The organism is Shewanella sp. SM20, from assembly GCF_025654545.1.
Lineage (GTDB): Bacteria > Pseudomonadota > Gammaproteobacteria > Enterobacterales > Shewanellaceae > Shewanella > Shewanella oncorhynchi.
Genome location: NZ_JAKKRK010000029.1, coordinates 37,805 through 62,306, shown reverse-complemented (window position 1 = coordinate 62,306; position 24,502 = coordinate 37,805). Strand labels below are relative to the sequence as shown.

At 46.5% G+C, this 24,502-nt stretch carries 20 protein-coding genes, 1 tRNA gene and 2 pseudogenes; 9 read left to right on the top strand and 14 right to left on the bottom strand.

Going from position 1 to position 24,502, the window contains the following annotated elements; all coding sequences use genetic code 11:
- From L5M18_RS13530 to L5M18_RS13520, 3 genes and pseudogenes are all read left to right on the top strand, one after another.
- Nucleotides 1–233: pseudogene (locus L5M18_RS13530) on the top strand (IS4 family transposase); the annotation flags it as partial.
- A 71-nt stretch (nucleotides 234–304) separates the two neighbouring features.
- A complete protein-coding gene (gene ltrA, locus L5M18_RS13525) occupies nucleotides 305–1,828 on the top strand; it encodes a group II intron reverse transcriptase/maturase (protein WP_263197307.1) in 1,524 nt (507 codons plus the stop codon).
- Between the two features lie 80 nt (nucleotides 1,829–1,908).
- A pseudogene (locus L5M18_RS13520) lies at nucleotides 1,909–2,386 on the top strand (IS3-like element ISSba3 family transposase); the annotation flags it as partial.
- A 161-nt stretch (nucleotides 2,387–2,547) separates the two neighbouring features.
- On the opposite strand, the gene L5M18_RS13515 reads toward L5M18_RS13520, so the two are convergent.
- Nucleotides 2,548–2,624 (bottom strand) — tRNA-Trp (locus tag L5M18_RS13515).
- 381 nt (nucleotides 2,625–3,005) lie between these two features.
- Here L5M18_RS13515 and L5M18_RS13510 point away from each other — a divergent pair.
- Nucleotides 3,006–3,344: a PBPRA1643 family SWIM/SEC-C metal-binding motif protein gene (locus L5M18_RS13510; protein ID WP_263197305.1), complete on the top strand. Its 339-nt coding sequence runs from the start codon at nucleotides 3,006–3,008 to the stop codon at nucleotides 3,342–3,344.
- A gap of 107 nt (nucleotides 3,345–3,451) precedes the next feature.
- On the opposite strand, the gene L5M18_RS13505 is transcribed toward L5M18_RS13510, so the two are convergent.
- The 4 genes from L5M18_RS13505 to L5M18_RS13490 are packed head-to-tail and all read right to left on the bottom strand — an operon-like array spanning nucleotide 3,452 to nucleotide 6,492.
- Nucleotides 3,452–4,396, bottom strand: a complete 945-nt coding sequence (locus tag L5M18_RS13505) for a hypothetical protein (protein WP_263197304.1) — start codon at nucleotides 4,394–4,396, stop codon at nucleotides 3,452–3,454.
- A 40-nt stretch (nucleotides 4,397–4,436) separates the two neighbouring features.
- Complete coding sequence (locus tag L5M18_RS13500; protein ID WP_263197302.1) at nucleotides 4,437–4,595, bottom strand: hypothetical protein; 159 nt, start codon at nucleotides 4,593–4,595, stop codon at nucleotides 4,437–4,439.
- On the bottom strand, nucleotides 4,592–5,524 hold the full coding sequence (locus tag L5M18_RS13495) for a 3'-5' exonuclease (RefSeq protein WP_263197299.1): 933 nt from the start codon (nucleotides 5,522–5,524) through the stop codon (nucleotides 4,592–4,594). The genes L5M18_RS13500 and L5M18_RS13495 overlap by 4 nt, the downstream gene beginning before the upstream one ends.
- A 35-nt stretch (nucleotides 5,525–5,559) precedes the next feature.
- Nucleotides 5,560–6,492 carry a DUF808 domain-containing protein gene (locus tag L5M18_RS13490; protein WP_105251669.1) on the bottom strand — a complete coding sequence of 311 codons (933 nt, stop codon included), beginning with the start codon at nucleotides 6,490–6,492 and terminating at the stop codon, nucleotides 5,560–5,562.
- Between the two features lie 239 nt (nucleotides 6,493–6,731).
- Here L5M18_RS13490 and rpiA point away from each other — a divergent pair, with 239 nt between their 5' ends.
- Nucleotides 6,732–7,394 carry a ribose-5-phosphate isomerase RpiA gene (gene rpiA / locus L5M18_RS13485; protein ID WP_028761507.1) on the top strand — a complete coding sequence of 221 codons (663 nt, stop codon included), beginning with the start codon at nucleotides 6,732–6,734 and terminating at the stop codon, nucleotides 7,392–7,394.
- A gap of 171 nt (nucleotides 7,395–7,565) precedes the next feature.
- Here the strand turns inward: rpiA and L5M18_RS13480 are convergent, their stop codons facing one another.
- Nucleotides 7,566–8,756 carry a class I SAM-dependent rRNA methyltransferase gene (locus tag L5M18_RS13480; RefSeq protein WP_113941194.1) on the bottom strand — a complete coding sequence of 397 codons (1,191 nt, stop codon included), beginning with the start codon at nucleotides 8,754–8,756 and terminating at the stop codon, nucleotides 7,566–7,568.
- A gap of 281 nt (nucleotides 8,757–9,037) precedes the next feature.
- A complete protein-coding gene (locus L5M18_RS13475; protein ID WP_263197297.1) occupies nucleotides 9,038–10,243 on the bottom strand; it encodes an endonuclease/exonuclease/phosphatase family protein in 1,206 nt (401 codons plus the stop codon).
- Nucleotides 10,244–11,015: 772 nt separating this feature from the next.
- Here L5M18_RS13475 and L5M18_RS13470 point away from each other — a divergent pair.
- From L5M18_RS13470 to L5M18_RS13455, 4 genes are all read left to right on the top strand, one after another.
- Entirely contained in the window at nucleotides 11,016–11,723 is a 708-nt protein-coding gene (locus L5M18_RS13470; RefSeq protein WP_263197296.1) for a hypothetical protein, read from the top strand.
- 19 nt (nucleotides 11,724–11,742) lie between these two features.
- On the top strand, nucleotides 11,743–13,116 hold the full coding sequence (gene mgtE / locus L5M18_RS13465; protein ID WP_173243187.1) for a magnesium transporter: 1,374 nt from the start codon (nucleotides 11,743–11,745) through the stop codon (nucleotides 13,114–13,116).
- A 293-nt stretch (nucleotides 13,117–13,409) separates the two neighbouring features.
- Complete coding sequence (locus tag L5M18_RS13460; protein ID WP_028761511.1) at nucleotides 13,410–14,498, top strand: methyl-accepting chemotaxis protein; 1,089 nt, start codon at nucleotides 13,410–13,412, stop codon at nucleotides 14,496–14,498.
- 216 nt (nucleotides 14,499–14,714) lie between these two features.
- Nucleotides 14,715–15,488 (top strand): substrate-binding periplasmic protein, encoded by a 774-nt coding sequence (locus tag L5M18_RS13455; RefSeq protein ID WP_263197295.1) that lies wholly within the window; start codon nucleotides 14,715–14,717, stop codon nucleotides 15,486–15,488.
- A 94-nt stretch (nucleotides 15,489–15,582) separates the two neighbouring features.
- Here the strand turns inward: L5M18_RS13455 and L5M18_RS13450 are convergent, their stop codons facing one another.
- The 7 genes from L5M18_RS13450 to L5M18_RS13420 form a co-directional block, all read right to left on the bottom strand.
- On the bottom strand, nucleotides 15,583–16,317 hold the full coding sequence (locus tag L5M18_RS13450; RefSeq protein ID WP_263197293.1) for an RluA family pseudouridine synthase: 735 nt from the start codon (nucleotides 16,315–16,317) through the stop codon (nucleotides 15,583–15,585).
- Between the two features lie 216 nt (nucleotides 16,318–16,533).
- A complete protein-coding gene (gene carB, locus L5M18_RS13445; RefSeq protein ID WP_263197291.1) occupies nucleotides 16,534–19,758 on the bottom strand; it encodes a carbamoyl-phosphate synthase large subunit in 3,225 nt (1,074 codons plus the stop codon).
- A gap of 27 nt (nucleotides 19,759–19,785) precedes the next feature.
- Entirely contained in the window at nucleotides 19,786–20,946 is a 1,161-nt protein-coding gene (carA, locus tag L5M18_RS13440) for a glutamine-hydrolyzing carbamoyl-phosphate synthase small subunit (protein ID WP_263197289.1), read from the bottom strand.
- 168 nt (nucleotides 20,947–21,114) lie between these two features.
- Nucleotides 21,115–21,927, bottom strand: a complete 813-nt coding sequence (gene dapB, locus L5M18_RS13435) for a 4-hydroxy-tetrahydrodipicolinate reductase (RefSeq protein WP_105251661.1) — start codon at nucleotides 21,925–21,927, stop codon at nucleotides 21,115–21,117.
- Nucleotides 21,928–21,998: 71 nt separating this feature from the next.
- Entirely contained in the window at nucleotides 21,999–22,616 is a 618-nt protein-coding gene (locus L5M18_RS13430; RefSeq protein WP_006083907.1) for an FKBP-type peptidyl-prolyl cis-trans isomerase, read from the bottom strand.
- Nucleotides 22,617–22,834: 218 nt separating this feature from the next.
- The gene (locus L5M18_RS13425; RefSeq protein WP_168822741.1) at nucleotides 22,835–23,644 is read right to left on the bottom strand and encodes a M48 family metallopeptidase; all 810 of its coding nucleotides are present in this window, start codon (nucleotides 23,642–23,644) and stop codon (nucleotides 22,835–22,837) included.
- A 149-nt stretch (nucleotides 23,645–23,793) separates the two neighbouring features.
- Nucleotides 23,794–24,378 carry a GNAT family N-acetyltransferase gene (locus tag L5M18_RS13420; RefSeq protein WP_263197286.1) on the bottom strand — a complete coding sequence of 195 codons (585 nt, stop codon included), beginning with the start codon at nucleotides 24,376–24,378 and terminating at the stop codon, nucleotides 23,794–23,796.
- Nucleotides 24,379–24,502 lie beyond the last annotated feature (124 nt).

The window sequence follows — 24,502 nt, the reverse complement described above, 5'->3', positions numbered from 1 at the left end:
TGATGGTTCAATGCCTGTTGTGGCTAGTTGGTTTACACGCACAGCAACAGGGCTGGGATAAGCATTTTCAGGCCAATACCATTGGGCATCGAACGGTACTCTCAACGATTCGCTTGGGATTGGAGGTACTCAGGCGGCCTGATTATCAAATCACGGAGAAAGAATTGCTGGCGGCCTGGGTATTATTCGCCAATCAGTTGCTCAAATATGGCTATGCTATGGCTGATTTATGAGGGGATCCTTCAGGACACAGTTTAATTGATTTGCGTAAGCAAATTACCTGACCTTAATGAGGTGAAGACCTTTGATAATCAGCGAACAGCAACGTAAATTAGCAACATGGACAGCAACCGATAAAACGCGTCGTATTAATCGACTGCTGCGCCTTATCAGTCACCCGCATTGGCTTCGCCAAGCGGCTGAAGTAACGCTTTCTTCAAAAGGTGCTAAAACGCCTGGTGTTGATGGAATAACAAAGATTCATATACAGGCTAATTTGGCTGGTTATCTTGATGAGATCAGAAATAATCTGCTGTCAGGTAACTATCAACCGATGCCTGCTAGACGGATCTATATCCCCAAGGCCAATGGAAAGCTACGTCCTTTAGGTATACCAACGCTTAGGGACAGAATAGTTCAACGTGCCATGCTCATGGCAATGGAGCCGATATGGGAAAATGATTTTCATTCGTTGTCCTATGGCTTTAGACCAGAGCGCAGTGTCCATCACGCCATTCGCACGGTTAAACTACAAATGACCGAATCCAATGAGCCCAGAGGTCGCTGGATAATTGAAGGAGACTTATCAAGCTATTTTGATACAGTTCACCATCGATTATTGATGAAATGTGTTCGTAAACGGATCAACTGCCGTCGATTTAATGATTTGCTTTGGCGCTTCATTAAAGCTGGACACATTGAACGTAACCTATTTTGTGCAACAAGCGAAGGCGTACCACAAGGTGGTGTAATTTCTCCGTTATTGTCAAACATAATGCTTAATGAGTTCGATCAATATTTGGATAAATGTTACTTGAGCAAGAAAGCCCGTAAAGACCGCTGGTACTGGAACCACAGTATCAAAATCAAGCGAAAACCTGCGGTTGAGGAAAACAGACAATGGAAACCTGCCGTTGCTTATTGCCGTTATGCTGATAACTTTCTAGTGATTGTCAAAGGCAATAAACAACAAGCAGAGGCAATTCGGGACCAATGTCGACACTTCTTAGAAGGTAAGCTGCAACTCACGTTAAATATGGATAAAACTCATATTACACATGTGAATGACGGTTTTATATTTCTCGGACATAGGATCATTCGAAAGCGTGGACCTAAGGGAAATATGCGAGTGGTGTCTGGTATTCCAAACGGTAAAGCCAAAGCATTTTCTCATTCATTGAGTCAGGCTTTATCAGGGGATCATAGCTGTAGCAAGATAGACAAAGTGGAACAACTCAATCGCAAACTTAAGGGTTGGGCACAATTTTATCGACATACTGATTACACCGCGAAAGTTTACAGCAAAATTGATCGTATTATTTTCTGGAAACTCGCTAAGTGGTTGGCTAGGAAATATCGTTGTTCTATTAAATCGTTAATGATGAAATGGATCAAACGTCCGACACCAAATCAGGCAACGACATGGGTGTTATTTGGTAAAAGCAATCGTGGAAATTTATGTGGCGCGTCACTATTTAGATTAGTGAGTAGCCCTAAATTACCCTTTAGATGGCGATCACCAGAAGCAAACCCCTACCTCAGAGATGAAATTAGAAATACTGTCACGTCTCGCTATAGCGATGTTGCCATGGCTGTTAGCCACAATTAAGCGGAGAGCCGTATGCGCTGAAAGGTGCACGTACGGTTCGGAGAGGAGAAGCAGAGAAATAGTTCGACTACGCTCTGCCTCTTACTCTACTAAAGACGGGTGAGGGCTGGATGTATTTAGCTGTGGTGATGGATTTATATTCACGCCGGATTGTGGGATGGCACATAGACAAACGCATGACCACGGATTTGATATCTAAGGCATTAATAAAAGCCTACAACCTGCGCCAACCGGCCAGAGGGCTGGTATTTCACAGTGACCGGGGGAGGCTCGCAATATACCAGTAAGCAATTCGGTAGGCTGCTATTGAGCTATGGTATCCGAGCCAGCATGGGTGATGTGGGAGCGTGTTGGGATAATGCCGTTGTTGAGCGATTCTTTGGCAGCTTAAAACACGATTGGATTTTTAAAGTTAATCAACCAACAAGGGAGTTTATGAAGCAAGATGTGACTGCTTACATGAAATATTACAACTTGGAGCGACTTCATTCTGCTAATGGTGATCTGTCACCTGTAGAGTTTGAAAATTCTCAACTAAAAGTGTCCAGTTTGGGTTGACCAGTACACCTAGCAATGGTCACCGTTTGGTCACCGTTTGGTCACCGAGAGAAATTATTAGAAGTATAGGAAGCTGGATATGGCAGGTAGTTGATGAAACAAAACATTAGGAAAGCTAGAAAAGACAAAGGCCTAGCATTTCTGCTAGGCCTTCTAGAATTTGGCAGGGGTGGCAGGACTCGAACCCGCAACCATCGGTTTTGGAGACCGCTGTTCTACCAATTGGAACTACACCCCTGTTGACGTGGGGCATTATGCTAAAAGCACTTCCAAAGGTAAAGTACTTTTTATGGCAAAACTCATTAACTGAAGGTTTTTCAAACAAGTTAGGCTATTGCAGTTGATTTAACTGCCACTGAGATTAAAAAGCCATCGCATATTAGCGATATGACGTAGTAGATACTTAGTTTAGAGCCCATAGGTTAATAGTAACTCGACTAAATGATCCCACAACAAATCAGTTTGATGACGTCGAATAAGTGTGCCGTTTCGGCCATTTTGAGGTGCTTAAGGGTTAAAGACGCGCATTTATCGAAAAAAGATCTGAGTTCGATTTATAAAATCGGCGTTTTATAGTATAAGCATCGTCAATTTCATACACAGCTCGACGGAACCACTCATGTCTGACAAATTTTTCTTCAAGGGTCGTAAAACCCCTAAGCCGAAGCACGAAAGCTATGGCTACAACACTAAGCGTGCCGCTAAACCGGGTACAGAAGCATTACCATTACAATTAATTGTTGCCGACGAAGCGCGTAAACTCGAAGTTACCGCGATTGTTGCCGAACACCAACTGTTCGCCAATATCGAAGTCAATGCCGACGTCGCTGAAGATATTGTTGAATTAGAAGGTTTATTAAATAAGCCTAAGACCACGACTTTCGAGAAAAAACCGAATCGTAACGAGCCTTGCGTTTGTGGTAGCGGTCAAAAATTCAAGAAGTGCTGCGGCAAGTAAGCGCTTTCATCTGCGTGATATAGATAGGGACTTTTGCTGTAACGCTTTTGTGCGTCGGGAATAGCCCCTTTTCTCCCCCTCTTTTTAGTTTCTCTCCCCAAAGCCAATTAATCTTCCAACTTTGAGATAAAAATCCGCTGCAAATCGTTATTCCATAGCTGAATAATTTTGCGGGTCTTTTCTTTATTCCAAAAACATTTACCAAATAAAATCAAACCCGCACCTTCAAAGCAGCGTTTATCTTCTATTTCAAATTGCGCTAATAATGGTTGCTTTATCCCATCGATAGGAATACCGATATCTTTGCTGTCGGCGGGGTTAAGCCAACTCATCGTCGGGTCAGTGTGGGATATCGTGCCCCAATACATGTGGGGTTTATTGTCGCTTGGGTCCGCATCGGCAAAATTGACAAACAGGTTCTTCGCCCGCCAACGGTATTTTCGCTCAGCGTCTGTGTATACCCAGAGATCCGATTTCGCCAAATCTGTACCGCGCAATAAACTGTGGAGTAACTTTTCGAGCCCTTGGCTGGGCACTCGTTTTTCAGTGGTATGTTCAGCGGTGTTAACTTGGTAGCCTGTTTTCGACTCTTGTATCCGATCATCCATTGACGATGCAATAGACACTTTCGATGACTCAGGCATAAAGGACAATTTAGGCGTTGGCTCAGTCTTGCTGCTTAATGCCTGTGCAGTCGAAGCTTTGTTTACAGGCGTATGGCGACGAGGTTTACGACTAAAATCGATCATTAAAGCATCGGCGTCCACCAGCAGTTGCTGCACTTCAATGGCATCTTGCTCCTCACGGGACTTTTGTGCCGAAGGTTTAAATTCAATGCAATCGGCTTGGTAATATCGCGAGCCAAAACAAGCGGCTTTACCGTCTTTTGAGGCTTTACGGAAATATGCTTTACCACCGCAGGCGGGGCAAATTAACCATTGCCGCAAACGCTCGATATCCTCATCGGGTAATTGTTGAAACTTAAAAACACTATAAGTCGTTCTCGCAATTAAATGATCCTCTGTTTCGAGTTCACAAATAGCATCTAACATAGTGTTCTCCTTTATTTTCGACTGCTGGCAATACCGCTATCTATGCCCAAGCATTAATCCCAAAAGTGATAACACTTAACAGAAGCAACATGCCAAGTACGCGGTAAATCAAACCTAAAGTACTGGTGCCTTGTGCGCTCGCATCCGAATGTAATGGCATGATTTTAACTTTTGCGGCATCTTGGGTTTTGTGTTTCATTCTGCATCCTTAAAATATTTCGCCAATGGCATTATCAAACTTGAAGGAATTAATAATGCGGCTTTTGCGGCACTCGATGCATGATAAAAGGGTGTCAGTTGAGTGATTAGCGCGTTGAAGCATTTGAGTGCGGCCAAGGCATCGGCGGCGGCATAATGAATTTGCGCACTGGATAAAGGCACGAGCTGCCAATTCGATAAGGTGACTTTTTTAGGTTTGTCGATACGAACACCCAAAAGCGCCGCAACTAACTGGCGCGTCCCCATTTCCTTCTCCGCTCCAAGTTGAGCCAGTGCCCAATTTAAATCTAATGTTGATGCGACATTAATGCCCCATTGTCGCCTGAGAGCATGTGCATCACTGCGTAAACCAACCCCGACTTTGAGTATGGTTTCATCTTCTAATAAGGCTTTTAACTGGGTGAATTGCTCGCCCAAAATGGCATGCTGAAATAAATAACAGGTATCCACTGTCGCGATTTGAATAAGACTCAAGGGATGTTGCACGCCGCGCTCAAAGCTTGCACGGGTTTCAGTATCAAAACCTAAGACTTGCTCAGCCTGTAATAGTGCTAATACTGTATTAAACTCCGACGGCTCAACTACCTCGATGCGGACATGTTGAAATTCAAAAGCGGCTAACGCTGCAAGTTCAATATCATCAATACGTGTAGTCAAAGTGATACGTTGCTGCAGCCACAAATATGCCCACTGACGCTGCGCTTGAAGTTGAGTTTTAGCTTTAATCGCATTTTCAGCCTCGGCCGATACCCGCTCACTTTTCAGCGACTCAGTCGAGGCATTGAGGTTATCAAGATAAGCCGTGCCAGCAGCATCCATTGCCGCCATTAACCCATCGGCATCTTTGCCAAACTCTTTACGTAACCAAGCCAACTTACTCGGGGAGACACAGTACTTCATTAACTTCATCGTGCTCATCCTTGATGGTTGATGCGCGCAGCTAGTTAACTACGCAATTTCTGTATTCCAGTCATCGCAATAAGTGCAACAGCGCCAGCAACGACACCAAATAAGCCATTAAGAATACTTGGCGTGAGCACAGCAAACACAGGTCCAACAACACCTATGGCAGCAACCGCTTGTTCAGCATGGTGGATTTGCTCGCCGACCAGGTGTAGGCCATGAGTTAAAATCCCACCGCCCACCATAAACATGGCTGCCGTGCCAATAATCGTTAAACTTTTCATTAATACGGGAGCTGCACTCAATAAACCAAAACCTAATTTACGGTTCATTTGAGTTAATACAGAGGCGCCTTCACGTTGGCTTAAGTACAAACCCGCATCATCCATTTTCACAATTGCCGCCACTAAGCCATACACGCCTATGGTCATGACTATCCCAATGACAGCTAACGTAAAAAACTGTGTCGATAGGGATTTGTCCGCCACGATACCAAGGGTAATGGCAATAATTTCCGCCGATAACACAAAGTCGGTACGAATCGCCCCTTTGACTTTTTCGGCCTCGTAGGCGGCGAAATCTTTAATCTCAGGTAACTCATTCTCTACTTGGGTTTCGTGTTGTTGCTGGCCTTTTCTATGGCTATAGCTGTGATGCAGTTTTTCAAACCCTTCGTAGCATAAAAACAGTCCACCAAACATTAATAAAGGGGTGACAGCCCAGGGAATAAAAGCGCTGATAAGCATTGCTGCTGGCACTAAAATCAACTTATTACGGAATGATCCCTTGGCCACTGCCCACACTACAGGTAATTCACGATCGGCGCTTACGCCAGTCACTTGCTGGGCATTGAGGGCTAAATCATCCCCCAGTACACCCGCGGTTTTCTTTGCCGCTACTTTACTCATTACCGCTACGTCATCCAAAATCGATGCGATATCGTCGAGTAAGGTTAATAAACTCGCTCCTGCCATGCTAAATCCTCAATAAATCATTCTGCTTTTGCCATAGTAGCTTAGTTAGATTAGTGGCGTATAGCGAAATGCTTTCCAACTTAACTGCTTAAGTTACTTACGTTATTGGGACTGGTTGCTAATGTGAAAATGCCAGCAATCTAGATCACACCCACGGTGGAATTGCGCCACATTATTTATCGGAAAAGAGTATACTAAGCCCAGAATTTTTTACTCATTTGCCGTTACAGGATGTCAACATGACTCAAGATGAAATGAAAAAAGCTGCCGGTTGGGCCGCACTTAAGTACGTTGAAAAAGACAGCATTGTTGGTGTTGGTACGGGTTCGACTGTGAATCACTTTATCGATGCACTGGCGACCATGAAAGCCGATATCGAAGGCGCAGTCTCTAGCTCTGAGGCATCAACTCAGAAAATGAAAGCGCTGGGTATTCCCGTTTATGACTTAAACAGCGTCGATCGTTTATCTGTCTATGTGGACGGTGCCGATGAAATCAACGACCGCATGGATATGATTAAAGGTGGCGGCGCGGCATTAACTCGCGAGAAAATTGTCGCGGCTGTGGCTGAGAAGTTTATCTGTATCGTGGATAACACTAAGCAAGTCGACATACTAGGCGAATTTCCACTACCCGTAGAAGTCATTCCGATGGCACGCTCTTATGTGGCGCGTCAACTCGTTAAACTTGGCGGCGATCCTGTGTACCGTGAAGGCGTTGTGACCGATAACGGCAACGTGATCCTCGATGTGTACAATCTTAAGATCCTTAATCCAAAAGAATTAGAAAGTCAGATCAATGAGATAGTCGGTGTAGTGACTAACGGTCTGTTTGCCAAACGCGGGGCGGATGTGTTACTCGTTGGCACCCCTGATGGCGTAAAAACCTTTACCGCCAAATAAGTTCTGCGTTTAAAGAATCCATCGCAGTCACAAGGCTGCTGATTGTAAAAATACGCTGTAAAAATGCCAGCCACTTTTTTCAAAGGGCTGGCATTTTTTATGGTTCTTTTTAGGGTTCAATGTTATCTAACTCAGCTGCCCATCGCAGACAGCTTATATCAAACGCTTGGCTTACCAAGCTCTGGCGACTAGACCTTTTAAGTAGAATCCTTCTGGGAAGGCGCTACCGATAGGGTGATCGCTCGCTTGGCTTAAGCGTTCGATAAACTGGATTTCACGTTTCGCATCGAGCGCGGCATCGGCCACGATTTTTTGGAACAGATCCGCAGGCATTAATCCTGAGCAAGAGAAGGTCAATAACACGCCGCCCGGATTCAATAACTGCAATGCAATCATGTTGATGTCTTTATAACCACGGCAAGCCCCGTTTAACTGCGCTTTGTTATCGGCAAACTTAGGTGGGTCGAGTACAATCACATCAAAGGTTTTGCCTTCATCACGGTACTGGCGCAGCAACTTGAACACATCGGCTTCGTTGTAATGCACATTGTCATCACTCAAACCGTTCACTTGCATATTGAGGCGCGCTGTCGCCAAGGCGAGAGAAGACACATCGACGTTTTCAATACAGGCAGCGCCTGCTTTCGCAGCGTACAGACCAAAAGTCCCCGTGTAGCAAAAACAGTTCAATACCGATTTATCTTTGACAAAACGGGCGGCAATGGCGCGGTTATCACGCTGATCGAGATAGAAACCTGTCTTATGGCCTTTAATCACATCGACGGCGATCTTGATGCCGTTTTCTTCGATAATCACTGGCATTTCTGGCAGAGTGCCGTGCAGTAAACCCGTAACAGGCAGCAGGCCTTCTTTCTTACGTGAATCCACATCGGAGCGCTCATAGATAGCACAATCTGGATATTGCTCAGCCAATAGCTCGACTAAGGTATCGCGCCATAGATCAGCACCTGTGCTCAGTAACTGACACACCAACACATTGGCATATCTGTCGATGGTGATCCCAGGTAAACCATCGGACTCAGCAGCCACTAAACGGTAACCCGTTAAGCCTTGCTCGCGAATTAGATCGTTACGGCCGATTTGCGCCCGCTGTAAACGTCTGGCAAAAAACGCGCGATCAATTTCTTCTTCGCGATCGAAAGTCCAAATCCGCACTTGAATTTGCGACTCAGGCGACCAAGCACCACGACCTAACCAATGACCATCATGCGCGACCACATCGACTGTCTCACCCGCTTCAGGTTTTCCCTTAATGTTATGAATAGCATTGGAAAATACCCAAGGATGGCGACGCTCAAGTGACTTCTCGCGGCCGGGTTTAAGTTTGATTCTGATAGCCATAGTTGCCTTTAAAAATAGGGCCGCCACTAAAAAAGGGCTGCTGTCTAAAAAATGGGAAACGGATGATATACCCAATGTCACCTAAGTGCGAGTACCGAACACGCCGAAGCGCTTATTTACCATCATCCACGGGTGGCCGATCATACCTTATTTTAACGGTTAATTCTGAATGATATTCATGCGAAATAATGTTGGAATGGTTAATGAAACAACGCTAACAAAACCGTAAAGACAACTGACATGATTTGAAATAAGACGAATTAATCAGTGAACACGAGAACTTAGCTACGTAGCGCTAACTCAACAATGACGGGCGCATGGTCAGTACTGTAGGCGTCGCGTTCATATTCAGGTCTGACTAAGTGTCTATCGCAGGTCTGATAATCTACGACTTGTGCTAAACTGCGGCCATGGCTCGCATCAAACTCACTCGAAAGCAAAATATAATCCAGCACTGAACCTTTAGGGCCATAGTAATGGGTCGCCGCTCTGTGTTCCCTATGGTAAGCGGTATTGCCAGTCAAACTGTCCCTCAAGTTCGCTTCAATAAATAACTCATAGGCATCCTTAAGTTGATACTGAGCAAACACCGCCGCTAATGCCGCATCGGATAAATGCCCAAGGCCAGCGGCTTTAATGTCATTACTGTGGATACTCTCGCCCTGTATCGTTAACGCATCTAAGGCGCCCATTGTCAGACTGTCATTAAAGTCTCCCATCACGATAACGGGATGTTTAGATTCTTGCCTGCGTACCAATATGCCATTGAATAATAATGCAGCTTCCGCGCCGCGCTGCATGGTAGATGCCCAGCGGCCTAAGGCTTGCTCTGTGAGTAATTGGGTTTCTGAATGCAGTTTCATGCTTGCTGCGGGAGCCAAGTTATCTAACCCAAGTGGCTGATGTTCGAGAGGTTGATGTTCAAGGGACTGATGTTCAAATAGCTTAGGCTCGAGCGCTAATCCGGCACGTTTTGACTTAAAGTGCATCACATAATAGTCACACTTGCCGATATGTGGCACTTCAACGGTTGCGCGCAGCACCTTACGGCTAAAGGCAAATTCACTCGATAATCCCATGGCTGCCACTAAACGCGCATCAGGTTCGACACTGCTGATTTCCACTATGGGATAACGGGAGGCAAGCGCGACCACAGGGCTACGATAAATGTAATCACTGATAAGAGTTGGCTCATCAACGATCGCAAAATACCCTAGACCTTGCTCACTGGCGATTTGTTTGAGCGGTTCAGGGCTAAACACTTCTTGAAATCCCACAATATCGGGCTGGCGATGTGCGAGAAACTCACTCAACCACTGACACTTTTTCTGCCATTGCCCATGGCTATAGATATTTTCAAAATCATAGTAAGCCAAAGGCGGCTCAATAAAGTTAAACAGATTGATACTGGCGATCTTGATATTCGCGGTGCATTTATGATCGATAGGTGCAGCCATTGATTCCAACTCATCAATATTGTGTGCCACAGCTTAATCCCCCAAATCTGAATACAGCAAACTCTCTTAATCTGACTTAATCTGACTTAATCTGAGTGAGCACAATGACTCACCGCAGGCACGACAAGGGTATACCCGAAGTGCACTAATGCCAAATCCCCCAATGGATAAAGTGTTAACTCATCTCTGGCGACTCAAATACAGCTTACTGAGATAAGTCATACCGTTAAAAACCACAATTCAATATCACAGTTAAATCCGACAACAAAAATCAACCGCTACCCGCAAAAAAAACAAACAATCACACAACAATGATTAGTACACAAAACCATCAGCACTCCCAACAAAATCACGCAAGCCCAAGAATGATCATAAAATTAACTTTTACTTAAAGTGTAAATTCAAACAAAAACATATGTAATAACATGTGCGGTTGACTTTACATTTCAGTCCCTTAGAATGTGGCGACTTTAATCATTGCGGAGACCCACTGTGGGCACACACATAAGCGACAGTAGATGCCCTGTCCAAAAGACAGGATTTAACGCCTAGCACTAGCCCGCAATATTTGCTGCTACCTGCTAAGCAGGGTAGTAGTGTGAACCATTCTTCACTCAGCCTCCCCCAAAATATCAATCACAGACAATAAGCCTGAGCCTATGGCTACGCTTTAGCAATTCCAGCATTTTGCTGGGGTTCGGTTATGTGTATTTATTGCATCTCAAAGCAAGTTTTTTGCCTCAGTGGACTTAGTTTTCCCTATGGATTTACACCTATGGGTTTACATCTGAGGAGCCTAAATATGGCTTACATAAACAACACATCAATTTTGCGATCTTTATCCTGTGCAAGTATCAGCTTGTACTACAGCATGAGTGCAGCGGCATCCCATCTCGAAGTGGATGATCCTGCCCTCGCGGAGCGCTGTGAATTAGAAATGGGCTGGCAACAACCTAGGTCGGATCATGCTCGCCCACAATTAAACGCGGCCACGACTTGCAGCCGTAATCAATGGGAATGGCATTTAGGATTAGCGTCCAATGCCAATGACGATATTCGTGGGGAGCAAGCTGAAGTCGGCATTAAGCTACCGCTCAACGTAAACTCCCACTCAGATCCAGAGCAGCAACAGGATGATTGGCACAGCGCACTGGTAATCAACTTGCAGAAAAACCTCGATGCCAGTAACGAATTAGCCACCGAAGTCTTCGGCATTTTTGGCAAAACCTTAGGCGATTCTGATGTCAGTCTCTATGCCAATTTAGGTTTTACCCATGAATTTAATCAATCAACCCAATTACTTGTGGGTATCGCGGCAGCGTATGAACTCAGTAGTCACCATCGCGTGATAGCCGAGATTTATCAAAAAGAATTGAGCGAGACTACCTATCAGTTCGCTTATCAACACACGCCACAACAACAGCTACAGCTCGAATTGAGCTTAGGCAATGCCCTTAGTGGCAACGCGCTGCAACTTGGCGCAGACATCACCTTTTACTTTGGTCACTAGATCGTTGAGAGAATGAACTATGAACATGAATAACAGCACAAACAACACTAAAAAAATCATCCATAACCTGCAAATGATTATCGAGCAACGCAGTGCCAGCGCCATGGCTGAATTAGCCGAAAAACGCCACCCTGCCGATATTGCAGCCGTATTTAACGTCTTTAATCAAGCTCAACAAGTCCTATTATTGCAACTGGCCTCACCTAAGGTTTGCGCCAATTTGTTTCGCTACCTGACCGATGAATTGCAAGCCAGCTTAGTACAGCAATTAGATAAAACCACGCTATCTGCGCTACTGGTTCACATGGCTGCAGATGAACGTGCCGACCTCTATAATCTGCTCGATGAAACCCAGCAAGCGGCGATTTTACCTGCGCTAGCATTGGCCAAACGGGAAGATATGCGCACCCTCGCCGCCTATGATAAAGCTAAAGTCGGCGCGGTCATGACTTCGGATTACACCTTGCTCAATAGCCGCCATACTGCGGCAGAAGCCATTGATACTCTGCGTACTGAAGCGGCTGATAAAGAAACGATTTATCAAACCTATGTGGTGGATATGTTAGGCCGCTTAATAGGAACTGTATCTTTAAGGCAGTTATTGCTGGCGCAACCGCACGAGCGAGTGGTCGACTTTATGAAACCCGATCCCGTCGCGCTCGATGCCAATGCCTTTCGCGAAGAAGCGGTGCAGATGATCGCCCATTACGACTTAATGGCGCTGCCAGTAGTCAATGGCAAAGGTCAGCTCGTCGGTATCGTCACCTATGATGATGCTATGGATATCGCCAGCTCACAGGCGGATCTTGAGTTCACAAAAACCGCGGCCATCGGCAATATTGACCATAACCTCAAGACTGCCAGCATAGGCTTACTTTACCGTAAGCGCGTGGTTTGGCTGGTAATCTTGGTTTTTGGTAATATTTTCTCGGGAGCGGGGATCGCCTTCTTCGAAGACACCATTGCCAGTTATGTCTCTTTAGTCTTCTTCCTACCTCTGCTGATCGATAGCGGCGGCAATGCGGGCTCACAATCGTCAACCTTAATGGTACGCGGCCTAGCCACAGGGGAAGTGGTTCTCAAGGATTGGTTATCTATGCTAGGGCGCGAGTTATTTGTTGCTGGATTATTAGGAGCCAGCATGGCAGCTGCAGTGTCCTTGCTCGGATTTTGGCGCGGCGGACCTGAAATCGCGCTGGTTGTAGCACTCACAATGCAAATTGTGGTGATTATTGGCAGCTTGATTGGTATGTCTCTGCCTTTCTTACTGAGCAAGTTAAAGATGGACCCTGCAGCCGCTAGTGCGCCACTCATCACCTCCATCGCCGATATCATAGGTGTACTCGTGTATTTCAGCATAGCCACAGTGGTGCTCGACTTACCTATGCCATAGGCCTAAGACCTAAGACCTAAGACCTAAGACCTAAGACCTAAAACCTCAAAGTGAACCAAGCTAAGTTAACCTTAGCGTGGTTCACTTATCATTCGATAGTACTAACCCATTTATGACAAGGCATAAAAGCTTCAATAACCTTAAAAAAATTAAGAATAAAGCTTAAAGATCAGTTAATATTTCCATACCTGAATCCTTTTACTTTTTATTAACATTGCAGTATTTACCGCTGAGCCCAGTCACAGTAAGTCGATAAGCAATAGTGATAGTCCTAGCGACTTGAGAGGTTTTATATGTGGTTTAATTCCCAGCTCAAAGCTGAAAACCAGGCGCTTAAAGAGCGACTCATCCAACTAGAACGCCAACACCAAAATGAAATAGATGAACTGCGTGGCATGATCCGTGAAAATGAGACCATGCAGCAACAGTCGCGCCAAAATGCAGACCACTACACTGAAGTGATCGCCTGCCAAAACCTAGGCGGAGATATGCTTAATGCCGTGCGCGAAGGCTTAGCCAGCAGTGCCGAATTGCTCTCTGCGGAAAAAGAATCACTGTCTGAACTCAATCACGTTTTTGATCAAACCCGTGTGGCCATTGCTAATTTAGGCACTAGAGCGACTTATATTAATGATCAAGCATCGAACAGCATGAAAGCTGTCACAGAACTCGATGCTACGACCTCTTCAATCAATCAATTTGTCGCGGCTATTCAAGGAATTTCAGAACAAACAAACTTGCTGGCATTGAACGCCGCCATTGAAGCCGCCCGTGCAGGCGAAGCGGGACGGGGGTTTGCCGTGGTGGCCGATGAAGTGCGCCAGCTTGCAAGCAAAGCCCATGAAGCCAGTAGCCATATTGAAAAGCTCGTGAAACAAATCGTCGCACAAGCAGCTGAGATTAAAGAAATTGTTCATAACAATCAAAGCAGTGCCGTTGATGTAGCCACCTCCTCAACCCAAATTGGTCAAGTCGTTGAAGATGTCCTGCAACGCTCAAAACAAATGCAGCACGTTATCCATAACGCAGCCACAGCGTCATTCTTGAATACCACTAAGCTCGACCACGCAGTCTGGAAAAGTAGCGTTTATCAATTAATTGAAAAACCACAGCATAACCACAATGTGAACTCACACACTGAGTGCCGCCTAGGGCAATGGTATTTCAAAGGATTTGGTGCCGAGAATTATCAGCATTTAAGTAACTTCAAAGCATTAGATGCACCACATAAAGCGGTACACGAGGCAGGAAAAGCGGCGCTCAATGCGAGACAAAAAGGTAATTTGCCTGAGATGGTCAAACAACTGCACTCAATGGAAGACGCCAGTATGCGTGTTGTGCATTGCATTGATAACCTTATGCGAGATGTATATCGAGCGTGAGATATAGGCACAGAAAGATAAGCTATCACCCATAAATAAGCCAACCTAAGAGCGCCATACTCGCGCTCTTTTTTTATCGTTCAAAACGGTATAGTAAATTTAATCTTAGAAAATGAACCCCTAGCTATACTTGATTTAAACACAGCCTTCATCTTTAATCGTTTCAAGAGCAAGCAGTGAGACTCAATTATAACATTCTAATTTTTAGGGTTATTAATGAAATTAGTCACAAACTTTTTGCTATCACTTATCCTCTGCAGCGCTTTCTCCCTGAGCGCACAGCCGCTAAACATCTATACGGAAGAATGGTCACCGATCAGTTTCTCTGTTGATGGCAAACCTGCTGGTTTAGCAGTACAAGTCGTAGAAGAAATTCAAAAACGCATCAAGAGTCCAGACCCAATTAAAGTCGTACCTTGGGCTCGCGGCTGGAAAATGCTGACCGAGCAGCCCAACACTGTGTTGTTCACTATGACGCGCACCGCTGAAAGGGAACAGATGTTTACTATGATAGGACCCGTTGCTGTCGGCACAACCAATTTTTATGCCTTAAAAAATAGCGGCATAAAAATTACCTCGATAGAAGATGCTAAAACGGCGAAGGCAATTGGCGTCTATCGTGCCTCAGTGGAGGAGCGCTTGCTTACCGAACACGGCTTTACCAATGTCGCCGCCTCATCAACGCCCTTGTTGAGTGCGAAACAATTGATGAAGCACCGCATCGACCTTTGGTGTAATGCCAATCTCACCGCGCCAAGTATTTTGTCGGATGCTGGCGCGAGTATTGATGATGTAGAGTCCCTCTTCACGATTAGCGCTAATCATCTTTACATTGCCTTCTCACAAGGCACGCCCAATGAGGTGATCGAGCAGTGGAAAAGCGCCCTAGAAGCGATAAAAGCGGATGGCACCTTCGCAACGATTTACCATACTTGGCTCCCCAACGATGCACCGCCAATGCAGACCGAACGTATCGGGCTGGGTAACTAAACCCACTGTTCTAGGTTTTAAGTGCTAGATGTTAAGTGCTAAGTTTTGATTTCTAAGTGCTAAGCGCAAAACTCTATAACTCTTTAGCAAGCTCTTAGAAAGGACACTCGCAAATCCAGTCGATACGCTCACCCGTGATAGGATGATCAAACGCTAAGCGGGTCGCATGCAGCATTAATCTGCTGTTACTCACCACTTCTGTCATGTGTGGATCAGGTGCTGCAGCGTTATCAGCCACACTCTCACCCACGCCACCATAGAGATCGCAACCCAGAATCGAGTGACCAAATTGCTGACTGTGGATCCGCAGTTGATGGGTTCGGCCAGAGACGGGAGTAAATTCGACCCGCGTGGCAAAAGGGTCGGTTAACCGCTCGATCACCCGATATTCGCTGATCGCAGGTTTACCTGTACTGTGGCAAATCTTTTGTAGTGGGAAATGGTCACTATCTTTAGCGATCGGCAGGTTAATCACTCCAGCGTCATCGCCGATATGCCCGTGCAGCAAGGCGGTATAACGCTTCTCGACCGTGCGCGCCTGAAACTGCTTGGTCAGCAAGCCATTCACGCTTTTATTCAGCGCCACCAGCATGATGCCCGAAGTGCCAAAATCAAGCCTGTGCAGCAAAGTGGCCGTCGGAAAATCCTGCACTAAGCGATAATGCACTGAATCGAGATTCAACGGATTCTTCCCCGACAGACTCAATAATCCGCTCGGCTTATCAATCAGCAGAATGTCGCTATCTTGATAAAGCACGCGTATTTGCCCGAGGCAAGGCGGCGCAATAAAAGTATCAACTTTGGCAAGGCTATCGGCAGGAGCAGACATAGTTTTCAGGCAACCTAAGTAGGAAATCAAATGAGTTAAGTCATACTCAAAACAAGCTGAACAACTCAATAAAACAAACTCAAAAACTCAGTAAAACAGACTAAGTAACTCAATAAAACAAATTCAAGAATTGAGCAAAACAGACACAGGCCTAAATAATAAGGCCGCATAACCTAAGTTATGCGGCCCTCTAATTGACGGCATTAACGCTGTGGCTTATTTAGCCAGTACGCGCAGATGCAGTTCTTGTACTGACGTCACATTAGTACGGTCATCAGCAGCATGGGCCATACAAGTGGCGAATGCAGCGTTCATAGTCGTGGTGTAGTTAACTTTGTAACGCAGTGCACCGCGGCGCAATTGACGAGAATCTTCAATCGCTTGGCGACCTTCGGTAGTGTTCACGATATAAGTGTATTCACCATTCTTGATGCGATCGAGAATGTGTGGACGACCTTCGTGTACCTTGTTCACTAGACGTGGGTTGATACCCGCTTCGCCAAGGATAATCGCAGTACCGTGAGTGGCATCGATTTGGTAACCGAGCTCGATTAACTTAGCCGCTAAATCGGCAACGCGTTTCTTATCGCTGTTACGCACAGACAATAACGCACGACCCGACTTAGGCACTTCAGAAGTGGCACCTAACTGCGCCTTGGCATAGGCTTCGGCGAACGTATCGCCCACGCCCATGACTTCACCGGTAGAGCGCATTTCTGGGCCTAACAGTGGGTCAACACCCGGGAACTTGTTAAATGGCAACACCACTTCTTTCACTGAGTAGAAAGGTGGGATCACTTCTTTAGTGAAGTTTTGCGACGTTAAGCTTTGACCCGCCATCACACGCGCGGCAATCTTAGCTAAAGGCACACCTGTTGCTTTAGACACAAATGGCACAGTACGGGCAGCACGTGGGTTAACTTCAATCATATAGATTTCGTTATCTTTCACGGCGAACTGTACGTTCATCAGGCCAACAACACCGAGTTCCATCGCCAACTTGCCGACTTGAACGCGCATGCGATCTTGGATTTCTTGGCTTAGCGTGTATGGCGGCAGCGAACAACCTGAGTCACCTGAGTGAACACCCGCTTGTTCGATATGCTCCATAATCGCGCCAATCACCACGATTTCGCCGTCACATACTGCATCGATATCCACTTCAATCGCATCATCTAAGAAGCGATCGAGCAGTACTGGCGACGCGTTCGATACGCTCACGGCTTCGTTGAAGTAACGCAGCAAATCTTGCTTGTCGTAGACGATTTCCATCGCGCGGCCGCCCAGTACGTAGGATGGACGCACAACTAACGGATAACCGATACGCTCAGCGGCAATCACAGCACCTTCAACCGTAGTCACGGTATCATTTTCAGGCTGCTTCATCTCTAAGCGTTGAATAGCTTGCTGGAAACGCTCACGGTCTTCGGCGCGGTCGATGGCATCAGGGCTAGTACCAATGACAGGTACACCAGCGGCTTCTAAGGCACGGGCCAATTTCAATGGCGTTTGACCACCGTACTGCACGATAACGCCTTTTGGCTTCTCGATACGGACGATTTCTAATACGTCTTCCAGTGTGACGGGTTCGAAGTACAAACGGTCTGAAGTGTCGTAGTCGGTTGAAACGGTTTCAGGGTTACAGTTCACCATAATGGTTTCATAACCGTCTTCACGTAGCGCTAACGCCGCGTGCACACAGCAATAATCGAACTCGATACCTTGACCGATACGGTTTGGCCCGCCACCTAACACCATGATTTTGTCACGGGTCGATGGGTTAGCTTCACATTCCTCTTCGTACGTTGAGTACATGTAAGCTGTGTCTGTTGCAAACTCAGCCGCACAGGTATCCACACGCTTGTAGACTGGGTGCAGGTCAAACTTATCACGCAGCTTACGCACTTCGGCTTCGTTCACGCCTAATACATCGGCCAGACGCGCATCAGCAAAACCTTTACGTTTCAGTTTACGCAGTAAGTCATGATCCAGACCAGCCAGCCCAACTTCAGCAACCACACCTTCAAGCTTGATCAGCTCTTCGATTTGTACGAGGAACCAAGGGTCGATATTGGTCAGCTTAAAGATTTCATCTAAGCTCAGCCCCGCACGCATCGCATCGGCTATGTACCAAATACGGTCGCAACCAGGCTCTTTCAGCTCAAGGCGAATACGCGCCATCGCCTCAGGCTTAGACATGTCAGTGATAGGGTCTAAACCGTTACGGCTAACCTCTAAACCACGTAATGCTTTTTGCAGTGACTCTTGGAAAGTACGGCCAATCGCCATCACTTCACCCACAGATTTCATCTGTGTGGTTAAGCGATCATTGGCGCCAGCAAACTTTTCAAAGTTAAAGCGTGGTACTTTAGTCACAACGTAATCGATAGCAGGCTCGAATGACGCTGGCGTGCGACCGCCAGTGATGTCGTTCATCAGCTCATCAAGGGTGAAACCAACCGCTAACTTAGCGGCGATTTTCGCAATCGGGAAACCCGTTGCCTTTGATGCCAATGCTGAAGAGCGCGATACACGTGGGTTCATCTCGATGATAACCATACGGCCATCTTTCGGGTTGATACCAAACTGTACGTTCGAACCGCCGGTCTCAACACCAATCTCACGCAGTACGGCCATAGAGGCGTTACGCATGATTTGGTATTCTTTATCAGTCAGGGTTTGCGCGGGTGCAACTGTAATAGAGTCGCCCGTGTGCACACCCATAGGATCGAAGTTTTCGATGGCGCAGACGATAATGCAGTTATCGTTGCGATCGCGGACCACTTCCATCTCGTATTCTTTCCAACCGATCAGTGATTCGTCGATCAGCAGTTCACTCGTTGGCGATAACTCTAAGCCCTGTGAACAGATCTCTTCGAACTCTTCCCTGTTGTAAGCGATACCGCCACCCGAGCCACCCATAGTAAAGGATGGGCGGATAATGCAAGGGAAACCCACTTGATCAAGTACGCCATAAGCTTCGTCCATATTGTGGGCAATGCCCGCGCGTGGACAATCAAGACCAATACTTTTCATCGCTTTATCAAAGCGGCTACGGTCTTCAGCTTTATCGATGGCATCGGCAGTCGCGCCAATCATCTCGACGTTAAATTCTTTCAGTACGCCTTTGGCTTCAAGTTCTAATGCGCAGTTCAGTGCGGTTTGGCCGCCCATGGTTGGCAGAATCGCATCAGGGCGTTCTTTAGCAATAATATTACGGACCACTTCCCAGTGGATCGGCTCGATATAAGTAGCATCGGCCATTTCTGGGTCAGTCATAATGGTGGCAGGGTTAGAGTTCACCAGAATGACACGGTAGCCTTCTTCACGCAGCGCTTTACACGCTTGTGCGCCAGAATAGTCAAATTCACATGCCTGACCAATCACGATTGGGCCGGCGCCTAGGATAAGAATACTCTTTATATCTGTACGTTTTGGCATTGCTTCTCTCTTCTCCTAGCTAGCGTACTACTTGGCGTTCTGACGGTATATGTCGATTAGCTCGATAAAGTGATCGAACAGCGGGGCGGCATCGTTCGGGCCTGGGCTCGCTTCAGGGTGACCTTGGAAGCTGAATGCGGGCTTGTCCGTGAGATGGATACCTTGGAGTGAACCATCAAACAGCGACTTATGCGTCACCTTAATGTTGGAGGGTAAGGTCGTTTCATCAGCAGCAAAACCGTGGTTTTGGCTGGTGATCATCACGTTGCCTTTCTCGATATTGCTCACAGGGTGGTTTGCACCGTGGTGACCAAACTTCATCTTCAAGGTTTTTGCACCTGAGGCCAGCGCGAGTAGCTGATGACCTAAACAGATACCGAAAATCGGCGTGTCGGTTTTCAGAATTTGTTGAATCGCTTCAATCGCGTAATCGCATGGCTCTGGATCGCCAGGGCCGTTCGAAAGGAATACACCATCGGGATTCATCGCTAACACTTCGGCAGCTGAAGTTTTAGCAGGCACTACGGTAACGTCACAACCGCGGTCCACTAACATGCGCAGAATGTTTTGCTTAACGCCGTAGTCGTAGGCTACTACTTTGTATTTAAGCTCATTTGCTGGCGTATCTTCTGGTAAGCCGCCCACTAAACGCCAGCTACCTTTACGCCATGGATAGGCAGTTTTGGTCGTGACTTCTTTAGCGAGATCCATGCCTTTTAAACCGGGGAAAGCTTTGGCAGCGGCGAGCGCTTTTGCTTCGTCTAAGTCTGCACCTGCCATAATACAACCGGCTTGAGCACCTTTTTCACGGAGAATACGAGTTAACTTGCGGGTATCGATATCTGCTATGCCAACGACATTGTTCGCTTTGAGATAATCACTTAAGCTTTGTTGATTACGGAAACTACTTGCGATGAGCGGAAGATCACGAATGATAAGACCACAAGCGTGAACCCCATCGGATTCAATATCTTCATCATTGGTACCAGTGTTGCCTATGTGTGGGTAGGTTAATGTTACAATCTGGCGTGAGTAGGATGGATCAGTTAAAATTTCTTGGTATCCTGTCATGGAAGTGTTAAAAACAACTTCACCAACAGAGAGACCATCGGCACCAATTGCTGTGCCAGAGAATACAGTTCCATCTTCGAGTACGAGTAAGGCAGACTTTGTCAACGCGACCTCCATAAAGAGCCAAGCCACTGAAATATAATGTTTTTATGTTATGTTAAGATACCAATTTCCGCTAATTTACGAAATTTTGACAAATTCCAGCGAGTTTACAGTAAAAACGCGAAACCGTCCACCCACTGGTAACTGGGTGCAAAAAAAAACGCCATATCGGCGTTTTTAATATTAATGCAAACCTAAAACCTGCTGCATATCATACAAGCCCGGCTTTTGCTCCACGAGCCAGTGAGCAGCACGCATAGCACCATTAGCAAAGGTCATACGACTCGAAGCTTTATGGGTGATCTCTAAACGCTCACCGATATCGGCAAACATGGCCGTATGTTCACCAACGAGATCACCAGCACGAATAGTCGCAAAACCGATAGTTTCACGGTCACGTTCACCCGTGATCCCTTCACGGCCATATACGGCACATTTTTCAAGATCGCGACCTAAGGTCTTAGCAATCACTTCACCCATTTTCAGGGCTGTACCCGACGGCGCATCTTTTTTGTGTCTGTGGTGGCCTTCGATAATTTCGATATCCGTGTAATCACCCATGACTTCGGCAGCCAGTTCGAGTAATTTCCACATCAAATTGACACCCACAGACATATTCGGCGCCATCACGACCGGCGTTTGCTCGGCAAAGGCATTGATCTGTTCTTTTTGAGCATGATTGAAACCGGTTGTGCCAATCACCATGGCTTTCTTATGGCGAACACACCAATCTAAATGGACAATACTGGCGTCTGGCGCGGTAAAATCGATCAACACATCAAAATCATCGGTCGCATAATCGAGCGAATCCATGATCATGACGTTTAATTTACCCACACCAGCTAACTCACCCGCATCCACACCCACTAAACTTGAGCCTGCACGCTCAATGGCGGCACCCAGTAAAATATGGTCGTGATTGTAGGCCGCTTCAATAAGAGTGCGTCCCATACGACCACCGGCACCGACGATTGCCACTCTCACTTGTCCACTCATTTCAATCTCCTCAATCTTTCTTTGTATTCCATAAGAAAACGCCTAAGACAGGCTTAGGCGTTTTTTCAATATTAGATGATATCTAATAATTCAACTTCGAATACCAAAGTTGAATAAGGAGGAATCGATGCCCCCGCGCCGCGCTCACCGTAAGCTAAGTGATGTGGCACAAATAATTTCAACTTAGTGCCTACTGGCATCAGTTGCAGTGCTTCAGTCCAGCCAGCGATAACACCAGAAACTGGGAACTCAGCAGGTTGGCCACGAACTACAGAGCTGTCAAACACATCACCATTGATGAAAGAACCATGGTAGTGAGTACGAACAGTATCTTCGTAAGTTGGAGTAGCACCGTCACCTTGGACTAATACTTCGAACTGCAGACCAGAGTCAGTCACAGTCACGCCATCACGCTTAGCATTTTCAGCTAAGAAAGCATCGCCTTCAGCAGACGCAGCAGCAGCAGCTTGCTCTTGAGCAGCTTGAATACGACCGCTAATTTCAGTGAAAGCAACTTGCAGATCTTGCATAGACACAGCACTTTCTAAACCGGCAAACGCATCGGCTAAACCCGCTTGAACGGCTGGAATATCCACGCCATCAAAAGAATTGGCGGCCAGTTGCTCACCCATTTGACGGCCTACACCGTAGCTTGCTTGCTGTTCAACAGTACTGAATTTATCAGACATAATTAACGACTCTCAATTATCAGTGGAATTTTGCGCGCCAGTTTACCATAGTTCAGCGAGCTATGCTGATAAACTGACTGCTTATTTAACTAAGGAGGCTTTTTTACACACTTATTGCGTATTTATCCAAAAGCATAAATAGGTTAAGGACACATATCTCTGCGCAAACGACAGCGAACACTCACCAAACGGGCACTTAGATCTTAATAGACTTCAGCTTATTTCGGCGCCACACATTGATTCTTCACCTGCGCTTTAGCACTGGCATAAAGTGGCTGCATCTGTGCTTGCAATTGTTGCAGCTGAGCAATGCGATTACTGTTTGATGGATGGGTCGATAATAACTCCGGCCCTTGGCTACCGCCCACCTTCGACATATTCTGCCATAACTCAACACTCTGAGCCGGATTGAAACCCGCTCGAGCCATTAACTCTACGCCCATGATATCGGCTTCGCTCTCTTGGGCGCGACCAAAAGGCAGAATAACCCCCACCTGAGCACCGAGTCCTAACGCCGACATATATAAGTCGCGATTCGACACACCACTCGCCCCTAGCGCCGCATCGGCAATCTGCATTCCAACGCCCGTTAGCTGCCCACGGGAAACCTGCTCGTTACCATGTTGCGCCAACACATGCGCGACTTCGTGACCGAGCACCGTGGCAAGCTGATCTGGCCCCTTAGCAACCTTTAGCAATCCGGTATAAACCCCAATATGCCCACCCGGCAGAGCAAAAGCGTTGACTTGTTCTGAGTCAAACAAAACCACATCCCAGCGCTGGGTTTGGTCCGGCAGCACTGCAGTAATACGATTAGCGACACAATTGACGTATTGCGTCAGCTTTTTATCACTACTCACTTTTTGCTGTTTTTTCATTTCCTCGAAGGAGGAATCGCCCATCTGCTGCATTTGCGCCGCTGAATACAACAAGGTCTGCCCTCGCCCCGTTGGCGATTGCGTGGTCGCACAGGCCGATAATCCGAGCACGACCGCCATACCCACTAAGCCTAAACGCATTGATTTCATGTGGCACTCCTTAAATCCCATGACGGGCGTGAAGATCTTTGAGCCAACACGGGCTCAACTAATGGCAAGATTTTACTGAGATAGACAAGATAAGCCAAATAGAGAAACACTGGCGGCGCGCGTTAGCGATACTTTGCACCTAAAAGGAATTAATACTCTTCCTTTAACAAGGCATAGACGAACTCATCGCCCCACGCGCCTTTAAAGAAGATGTTTTTCACATAATGGGCTTCGCGCCTAAAGCGGAGTTTTTCGAGTAAGCGACAGCAGGCAAGATTTTGTGCATCGGTGATGGCAATAACTCTATGCTGATGCAATTCAATAAAGAGGTAATCCAGCAATGCGCTGACGGCCTCAAAAGCAACATGTTTACCTTGATGTTCAGGCGCAATCGTAAAGCCGATTTCTACCTGCTGCTCATCAATAAAGTGCAGCGCCAGATCGCCAACTAATTGGGTCGGTGTTGTTCCCAACGCGCCAGTAACAATCGCAAGCTGAAACCAAGTATCAACCGCACCAAATTGTGCATAATCCATCTTCTCGAACAACGCGAGTGCATCGCTATAGCGGTAATCCGTCCAGCTTTGATATTTAGCGACCTTAGGGTCGGCTCGATAGGCGGTAAAAGCCTCAAGATCCGCTCGCTGGAATGGCCTAAGTACAAAGTGCTCGGTCGTTAAACCGTTATTCACCACTTTATGAAGTGCTTTGCTTAACGCCAATGTTGATCCCATGACTTAGTTCCTTAATGTAAATAAGTCACTAAGTTACACCCAGAGCGAAAGTGATAACAGCGGCCAATGCGCTTTATTCTGTTATCTGTTTAGTGATTGAGGCACGCCAAGCTTGAACGCTATG